The organism is Streptomyces sp. SM1 (genome assembly GCF_002910825.1).
GTDB lineage: Bacteria > Actinomycetota > Actinomycetes > Streptomycetales > Streptomycetaceae > Streptomyces > Streptomyces okerensis.
In genome coordinates this window covers 1-8,089 of the sequence record NZ_NEUB01000920.1, presented here as the reverse complement: position 1 = coordinate 8,089, position 8,089 = coordinate 1, and the positions used below count along the sequence as shown (strand labels likewise).

The window sequence follows — 8,089 nt, the reverse complement described above, 5'->3', positions numbered from 1 at the left end:
CGCTTTCCCCGGGCCTGCGGCGTCGTGACGGATCTCGACGTGGTCCACGTCCGTCGGCAGGAGTCCCTGAACGCACGAGTGCCCGTACGCTCTCCGTGGCCGGTCCGCGTCCGGCCCGCCGCGGGTGCAGCCAGTGGCCGATGTCGAGGCCGGACCCCGACATGGTGCGGTCCCCGGACGTGCCGAAGAACGACCCCCGCGAGGTCGCCGCCCAGGTGCAGGCCGCCGTCCTGAAGGGCGAGAGCGAGGTGCTCGCCGACGACGTGTCACACCACTGCAAGGCGGCGCTCTCCGGCCCCGTCGAAGCGCTGTCCGTGGTTCTGACGGTGCACGGGGGTCAGTTCACCACCGTCTCCCAGGTGTCGACGGCGTAGTGGACCGTCAGCCCGTGCCGGGCGTACAGGCGGGGCGCCCCGGTGGTGTTCTCCGTGTCCACTCCGAGGCCGACGGTGTCGCGGCCCCGGGCCGCGAAGGCCGCGAAGGCGTGACGGAGCAGGAAACCGCCCGGTCCGCGGCTGCGAGCCGGGGGAAGGACCCCGACGCTGCGTATCCACCTCATGGTCTCAAGCCCTCCTCCGCCTCGGCCGCCACCGCGTCGGCGTCCTGTTCGCCGTGTTCCGTGAAGGCACCTTCCAGGAATCCCGGACACCGAGGACGTCGAGCCGGCCGCATGACCCCATCAACCCGCAACCCGACAGCGGCGCCTCGACGGAAGCCAGTGAGGCACCCCCAGGGCGCCCCGCCCGTGTCGTCGTTGCGACATGTCCCACCTGTGCCACGGCAAACCGGTGACACGGCCTTCGGTGGCGGCGGACTCTGTGCAGCACCAACGGCACCGCGCGGCCGCATGGACAGCACATAAACGCGACGTCGACGCCCTCGCCCTGCGCGCCACGCTGGCGACCGGCGGCGGCCGGCAGGCCGCCGACGGGGTGCTGACTCCCGGCGAGCAGGCCGTCACCGTCCCGGCGGGCGGCACCGTCGAGGTGCCGCTGACCGTGGACCCGGCCCGCGCGGACAAGGGCGACTACTACGGCCGTCTGACGGCCGCCTCCGCCGACGGCGCCGTCACGGTCCACACCACGCTGAGCCTGATCGTGCGCGGTCCCGTGCACCGGCTCAAGGTCGTCTCCTACGACAACGACGGACAGCGCGTCCACGCCCTGCCGACGATCTGGGGAGCGGGTGGATTCGTCGGGTACACCGACCGGGACAACGCGGTCGCCGAGGTCGAGGAGGGCACCTACCAGCTGACCACCGGCGGCACCGAGCGGGTGGACGGCAAGGAGATCCTGCGGCAGGTCGTCCTGCCCGAGATCAAGGTCACCAAGGACACCACCGTCGTCGTCGACCCCCGCAAGACGGTCAAGGTCGAGATCCGTACCCCCCGGCCCGCCGAGCAGAGCGGCATTCTCAGCTATCAGACGTACCGGAAGATCGACGGGCACGCCTGGATCGACGGCACGATGTACTTCGACCTCGCCGAGGCGCTGTACGTCAGCCCCACCGCCGAAGTCACCGACGGCACCTTCGAGTTCGCCTCCCGCTGGCAGCTCGTCGCACCCCTCCTCGAAGCCGGCGTCGTCGGCGGCACCGAGAACCTCGACGCCTACTACATGCCCTGGTCCCGCCTGTTCGACCAGCGGGGCGAACGCCTGCGGGCCGTCGCCGCCGGTTCCACGACCGCGCCGGACTTCCGTCACGCCCGCGGCAGGCTCGCCGTCGTGACCGACGAGGAGGGAGTGGCCGGGCCGGAACTGGCGCAGCAGGCGGCCCGGGCCGGCGTCCGGGCGGTGCTGGTCGCCCACTTCAACGACAACGGCTGGACACGCTGGACTCCTCATGGAGAGCGCACCGAGGTGCCCTTGGTCAGGGTCGGTGCCCGCACCGGCGCGGAACTGCTGAAGCGCGTCGAGCGGCGCACCACCACCGTCGCCTTCGGCGGCACCGCCCGCAGCCCCTACCTGTACGACGTCATGCAGGTCTCCGCACAGCGCACCCCGGACCGCGTGGTCCACACGGTGTCCGAGCGGAACAGCGCCGTGGTGCGGTCCGAGTACGCGGACAACGGCGGGGCGCAGCGGGCCGCCGAGCAGCGCTTCGCCCGCCGGCCGTACCAGGAGTTCTCCTGGCTGCAGTACACCCGCCACGCCCCGACCGCGTTCGAGCGCACCGAGTACGTCACCGCGGGTACCACCGAGTGGCACCACCACGTGCTGCACCGGACCGTCAGCGATGTCGACACCCCGCTGAGCAGCGGACTGCAGGACACACCCCGCACCTACCGGGCGGGCGAGCAGGTGCGCCAGACCTGGCAGGGTGCCGTGGCCCGGCCCTCGATACCGCGTGAGGGTGTGCCGGCCACCGTCCGGGACGGGGACGTGCTGCGGCTGCGGATCCCCGAGTTCACCGACGCGTCGGGGCACTGGTCGCGGCTGATCAGCGAGGGAGGCGGAGGCATCGGCGTACGCGCGCCCTCGTCGGACACCGCGAACGCCGCACTCTTCCGCGACGGCAGGAAGGTGACCGACCTCGCGGACGCGTGGCAGGACGTGGAGGTGCCGGCCGGCAGCGCCGCGTACCGGCTGGACCTGCGGACCACCCGTGAATCGGCGGACTGGGAGTACGCCACGGCCACCGACACGTCGTGGACGTTCCGGTCCGGCACGACCACCGGCCCCGCCCGGCTGCCGCTGCTCCAGGTCGACTACGGAGTACCGGTGGACGAGCGGAACGCCGTCGGTCCCCGGCGCTCGTACACCCTCGGCCTGACGGTCCGCAACCAGGACGGGACGGACGCCCCGCGCGGGGTGCGCACGCAGGTGGAGGTCTCCTACGACGACGGCCGGCACTTCACCGGGGTCCCGGTGCGGGACAGGGGCGCCAACGCCTTCCCGGCGACCGTCAGGAAGCCGTCCGCCGTCCGGGGCGACGCCTTCGTGACCCTGCGGGTCACCGTCCGTGACGTGGCCGGCAACTCGGTCCGGCAGACCGTGAAGCGGGCGTACCTGCACCGCGGCTGAAGGAGGTCATGAGCATGTGGGGGAGCGGGCGCGGGCGTCCGCTCCCCCGCGATGTTGTACGGTATTCAACGATCAGGGTCATTGAATATCGTCATCCCGGGAGGGCGCCGTGACGCTGGAGGCCGCCGGAGTCACCGGGCCCGAGGAGACCGTCTACCGTCTGCTGGTGACGATGGGCCGGGCCACCGCACAGCAGGTCGCCGACCGGGCCGGCCTGCACGAGGCCCACGCCCGGCAGGTGCTGGACGCCCTGGCGGCGAAGAACATGATCAGCCAGAACGACGGGCTGCCCCGCCACTACCGCGCCACACCGCCCGACGTGGCGCTGCTGCCCCGCCTCAAACGCCGGGCCGACGCCCTCGATCTCGCCAGGGCCGAGGCGACCGGACTGGTGGAGACCTACCGCGAGACCATGCGCCGGCGGGACGCCGGACAGCTCATCGAGGTCATCACCGGCGCCGGGGCGCTGCGCCAGCATCTGCGTCAGATCCAGGACGGCGCGCGCGACGAGATGCTGTGGTTCTGCAAGGCGCAGTACGTGGCCATGCCCTCGGGCAGCAACCGGTCCGAGTTCGAGGCCCTGGCCCGGGGAGTGCGCTACCGCGTGCTGTACGAGAAGGCGTTCTTCGACGACGAGGGCACCGTGGGCAACGTTGTCGAGGGGGTGCGGGCCGGTGAGACGGCCCGGGCGGTGCCCCATCTGCCACTGCGCCTGGCGGTGGCGGACCGGGCCATCGCCATCTGCCCGCTGGTGCCCGGCGGCCCGCAGGGCAGTCCGGACGAGCCCACCTCCGCGCTGGTGCGCGACAGCAATCTGCTGGCAGCCCTGGTCGCACTCTTCGAACGCTACTGGGAGGACGCGGTCCCGCTGGTCGTGGACGACAGCGGAGCCGTCGCGGGCACCGACGGCGCAGGAACGCCCGGCACCCTCACCGCCACCGACCGCCGCCTGCTGGCCCTGCTCGTCGCGGGGGTGGCCGACAAGGCAGTCGCCAGTCAGATGGGCCTCAGCCGCCGCACCGTGCAGCGACGCATCCAGCGCATGATGGAGCTGGCCGGGGCGACGACCCGGATGCAGCTCGCCTGGCAGGTCGCGCGACGCGGCTGGCTGTGAACCCCGGGCCGCGCCGCCGCCGGTACCGCGCCCCGCCCGCATGATCCGCATCACCGCCGGGCGTCCCCCGGGTGGGCGCCCGTGGCGACGGAACCGGGGAAGCAGGGCCGTCCGGCCCTGGCCATCAGGCCCTGGACAGGCGAGTATCGTCCCGGAACACTGCACGCGGACAACGAGGAGCATCTGATGGCGGACGGCGAGCAGCCCGGCCCCGACAACCCGATCCGGGTCTTCCTGCTGGACGATCACGAGGTGGTCCGGCGCGGGGTGCACGACCTGCTGAACGACGAGCCGGACATCACCGTGGTCGGTGAGGCCGCCACCGTCGAGCAGGCGCTCGTACGGGTCCCCGCCCTGCGCCCCCAGGTCGCCGTCCTCGACGTCCGGCTGCCCGACGGGGACGGGGTCAGCGTCTGCCGCGACCTGCGCTCGCAGATGCCCGACCTGGCCTGTCTGATGCTGACCTCGTTCGACGACGAGGAGGCCCTGCTGGACTCGATCATGGCCGGCGCCTCGGGATACGTGCTCAAGCAGATCCGCGGCTCCGACCTGGTGACGGCCGTCCGCACGGTCGCCCGGGGCCAGTCGCTGCTCGACCCGAGCGCCACCACCAAGCTGATGGCCCGGCTGCGCGGCGGACAGCAGAAGGAGGAGGAGCAGCCGGACGCGCTGCCGGGGCTGACCGACCGGGAGCGGGAGATCCTCGCGCTCATCGGCGAAGGACTGACCAACCGGCAGATCGGCCAGCGGCTGTACCTGGCCGAGAAGACCGTGAAGAACCACATCTCCAGGCTGCTGGCCAAGCTCGGCGTGGAGCGCCGCATCCAGGCCGCCGTGATCGCCACCGAGGCCCGTGACCGCCTGCGCCACGAGGGTCGCTGACCCCGGCGGCCGTACCGTGGCGAAGGTCCCCGGTCGTGCGTGTCGCCCCCGTGCACGCACGGCCGGACGTCGTTCCGCCGCACCTGCGCGAGGAAACGCACCCACCGGTCCGCATGAAGGGCCGGGCGGGCCCCGCCGGGAGGGCCGAGTGGCCCCGCGGCAGGGCCACTCGTCATCACCCGCCGCAGGATAGGTGAGCCTAACCTCATGCTGTGAACGGTCTGAATGATCCTTCGTCCGGCACGGCAACAGCGGCCGGCCGGGCACCCACCGTCGTCGACGCACCGCCGCGCACCCTGGCGGAGCTTGCCCCCGGAAGTCGCGCCACGGTGACGCGGATCGCCGCCGAGGGCGCACCCACCGTGGTCCGCCGCCTGTACGACCTGGGCTTCGGCCCCGGCACGGTGGTCGAGGTGGTCCGGCGAGCGCCTCTGCGCGACCCCGTCGTGTACCGGGTCAAGGACTACGAGGTGTGCCTGCGCCGCGCCCAGGCGCAGTGCGTGCACGTCGCCGAGGGGGAGCGGTGACCACCGGCTGCCACGACAGCGCGGCCGCCGCGGCACCGGAGTCCGGAGCAGCCCGGATCGCCCTGGTCGGCGCGCCCAACTCCGGGAAGACCAGCGTCTTCAACGCCCTCACGGGCCTGAGCGCCAAGACCGGGAACTACCCGGGCGTGACGGTGTCCCGGTTCGTCGGGACCGTGCACCGGGGACCGCACCGGTACACGGTCGAGGACCTGCCGGGCACCTACGGTCTGGACCCGGTCAGCCCGGACGAACAGATCACCGTCGACGTGCTGGACGGCGCCGACCGCCCGGACGCGCTGCTCATCACGGCGGACGCCACCACACTGCGGCGCTCCCTGGGCTTCGTCGCCCAGGTCCTGGCCCGCGGCCTGCCCGCCTGCGTCGTGATCACCTTCGCGGACGAACTGGCCCGCCGCCAGGGCCGGCTGGACACCGCCGCGCTGGCCCGGGCGCTCGGCGTACCGGTGGTGCCGGTGGTCGGCCACCGCGGACACGGCATCGCGGACCTGCGTGAGCGACTCGCCGACTGGCGGTCCTGGCCCGTACCGGCCGTGGCGCCGCCCACCGGGCCGGACGAACGCGACGCCTGGGTGCGGTCGGTCCTCGACTTCGCCGGCTACCGGCCCCCGACCCGTCACGAGGTGACGCGGCGGGTGGACGCGGTGCTGCTGCACCCGCTGTGGGGCACGGCGGTGTTCTTCGCGGTGATGGCGCTGTTCTTCCAGACCGTCTTCACCCTGGCCGCCCCTCTGCAGGGCGCCGTGGAGGAACTGTTCGCACGGCTGTCGGGTCTGGTCGACGCCCATGTCGGCAACCGGTGGCTGTCCGGGCTGCTGGGCGACGCCCTCATCGGCGGGGTCGGCGGGGTGCTGGTGTTCGTCCCGCAGATCGTGCTGCTCTTCCTGCTCCTGGCCCTGCTGGAGGGAGTGGGCTACATGGCGCGGGCGGCGTTCCTCATGGACCGCGTGATGGCCCGCGCGGGCCTGGAGGGCCGGGCCTTCGTGGCCCTTCTGTCGGCGTTCGCGTGCGCCGTCCCCGGCATCATGGCCACCAGGACGCTGCCCTCGGCCAGGGACCGGCTGGCCACCATGATGGCCGCCCCGCTGATGACCTGCTCGGCCCGGCTGCCGGTCTACGTACTGCTCATCGGCCTGCTGGTGGACCCGGACGACAGGGTCGGGCCGTTCGGCGCCCAGGGCATGATCATGTTCGGCCTGTATCTGCTCGGTGCCGTCTCCGCCATGGTGGCCGCCTGGGCCTTCAAGAAGTTCGGTGATCGCCACCGCCCGGCGATGCCCTTCTTCATGGAGATGCCGCCCTACCGGCTGCCGGCCCCGCGCGCGGTGCTGGTGGCGATGTGGTCTTCCGCGCGCGCGTTCCTGCGCAAGTGCTCGACCGTCATCGTCGCCACGAGCGTCGTGCTGTGGATGCTGCTGAACCTGCCGCTGCACACGGACGACGACCTGCGCGCGGCCGGCGTCGCGCCCACCGACTCCGTCGCCGTGTCCGCCTACACCGTCGATCACAGCTACGCCGCCGGTCTGGGCCGCCTGGTCGCCCCCGTCTTCGACCCGCTGGGTTTCGACTGGCGCGTCAACGTCGGGGTGCTCTCGGCACAGGGGGCCCGGGAGACCTTCGTCGCCACCCTCGGACAGGTCGCCTCCGCCGAGGACCCCGAACAACCGGCCCGCGCACTGCGGGAGATGACCCACTCCGACGGCCCGCGCGCCGGCGAGCCGGTGTTCACCCCGCCCACCGTCGCCGCGCTGCTCGTCTACTTCGTCTACGCGCTGCAGTGCATGGCCACCGTCGCGGTCCTGCGCCGCGAGACCGGCACCTGGCGGTGGCCGGCGATCGCCCTCGCCTATCTGACCGCGCTGGCCTGGCTCATGGCCTATCTGGCCCGCACGGTGACCGCCGTGCTGAGCGGGTGACGGCGCCATGATCCCGACACACCCCCAGACCGTCCCCGGCCGGCCCGGCCGGCTGCGCTGGATCATCCCTGCGGGAACCCTCACCGGCACCGGTGCGCCGGCGGACGTGCCCGCGCCGCTGGCCGCACTGCTGGCCGACGGCACCCTCACCCGGATCACCGTGGAACCCACGGCCGTCGTCACCCACCTCGCCCCGGGCCGCACCTGGGCGGCCGAGGGCGCCAGGGTCCGCAGCGCGCTGCACGCCGCGCTGGAGGAACCGGCCGCCTGGATCGCCGCCCCGGACCCCGGCGGCTCCGGCGAGGACGCACTGCTGTACGCCGCGGCACAGGAGGTGCTCGCCGGAGAGGTGGGCGACTTCGCCCGGTCGCACGGCGGCACGATCGACCTCGTCGATGCGGTGGACGGTGTCGTGACCGTCCGTCTCGGCGGCGCCTGCCACGGCTGCCCCGCCTCCTGGTTCACGTTGCACCGGCGGCTGGAGGACGGCCTGCGCCGGCGTCACCCCGCCCTGCGGGAGGTGCGCGGCGCCTCCTCGCCGGGGGTGTTCCGCTGAGCGGGCCCGACAACGCCGGAGCGGCTCCGGAACTCCCGGAGCCGCTCCGCCCA

At 73.0% G+C, this 8,089-nt stretch carries 7 protein-coding genes and 1 pseudogene; 7 read left to right on the top strand and 1 reads right to left on the bottom strand.

The features are described from left to right. Nucleotides 1-140: 140 nt before the first annotated feature. Entirely contained in the window at nt 141-374 is a 234-nt protein-coding gene (locus tag B9S61_RS31425; RefSeq protein ID WP_258039959.1) for a hypothetical protein, read from the top strand. Here B9S61_RS31425 and B9S61_RS31420 read toward each other — a convergent pair. Continuing rightward, nucleotides 338-565 (bottom strand): annotated as a pseudogene (locus tag B9S61_RS31420) (GNAT family N-acetyltransferase); the annotation flags it as partial. The gene B9S61_RS31425 and the pseudogene B9S61_RS31420 sit on opposite strands and share 37 nt — an antisense overlap. A 253-nt stretch (nt 566-818) precedes the next feature. On the opposite strand from B9S61_RS31420, the gene B9S61_RS31415 reads away from it, so the two are divergent. From B9S61_RS31415 to B9S61_RS31390, 6 genes are all read left to right on the top strand, one after another. Next, nucleotides 819-3,023: a hypothetical protein gene (locus B9S61_RS31415; RefSeq protein WP_181007618.1), complete on the top strand. Its 2,205-nt coding sequence runs from the start codon at nt 819-821 to the stop codon at nt 3,021-3,023. 109 nt (nt 3,024-3,132) lie between these two features. Further along, on the top strand, nt 3,133-4,137 hold the full coding sequence (locus B9S61_RS31410) for a LuxR family transcriptional regulator (protein WP_103545232.1): 1,005 nt from the start codon (nt 3,133-3,135) through the stop codon (nt 4,135-4,137). Between the two features lie 186 nt (nt 4,138-4,323). After that, entirely contained in the window at nt 4,324-5,019 is a 696-nt protein-coding gene (locus B9S61_RS31405; RefSeq protein ID WP_103545234.1) for a response regulator transcription factor, read from the top strand. Nucleotides 5,020-5,231: 212 nt separating this feature from the next. Then, entirely contained in the window at nt 5,232-5,546 is a 315-nt protein-coding gene (locus B9S61_RS31400; protein ID WP_219819984.1) for a FeoA family protein, read from the top strand. After that, entirely contained in the window at nt 5,543-7,480 is a 1,938-nt protein-coding gene (locus B9S61_RS31395; RefSeq protein ID WP_103545231.1) for a ferrous iron transporter B, read from the top strand. Before B9S61_RS31400 ends, B9S61_RS31395 begins: the two co-directional genes overlap by 4 nt. Before the next feature lie 7 nt (nt 7,481-7,487). Then, the gene (locus B9S61_RS31390) at nt 7,488-8,036 is read left to right on the top strand and encodes a NifU family protein (protein WP_103545230.1); all 549 of its coding nucleotides are present in this window, start codon (nt 7,488-7,490) and stop codon (nt 8,034-8,036) included. The last annotated feature ends 53 nt before the right edge of the window (nt 8,037-8,089 follow it).

Bases quoted from the DNA above. Each gene is read 5' to 3' on its own strand.
- B9S61_RS31425 (WP_258039959.1), top strand. From the start codon at position 141: ATGTCGAGGCCGGACCCCGACATGGTGCGGTCCCCGGACGTGCCGAAG.
- B9S61_RS31405 (WP_103545234.1), top strand. From the start codon at position 4,324: ATGGCGGACGGCGAGCAGCCCGGCCCCGACAACCCGATCCGGGTCTTC.
- B9S61_RS31390 (WP_103545230.1), top strand. From the start codon at position 7,488: ATGATCCCGACACACCCCCAGACCGTCCCCGGCCGGCCCGGCCGGCTG.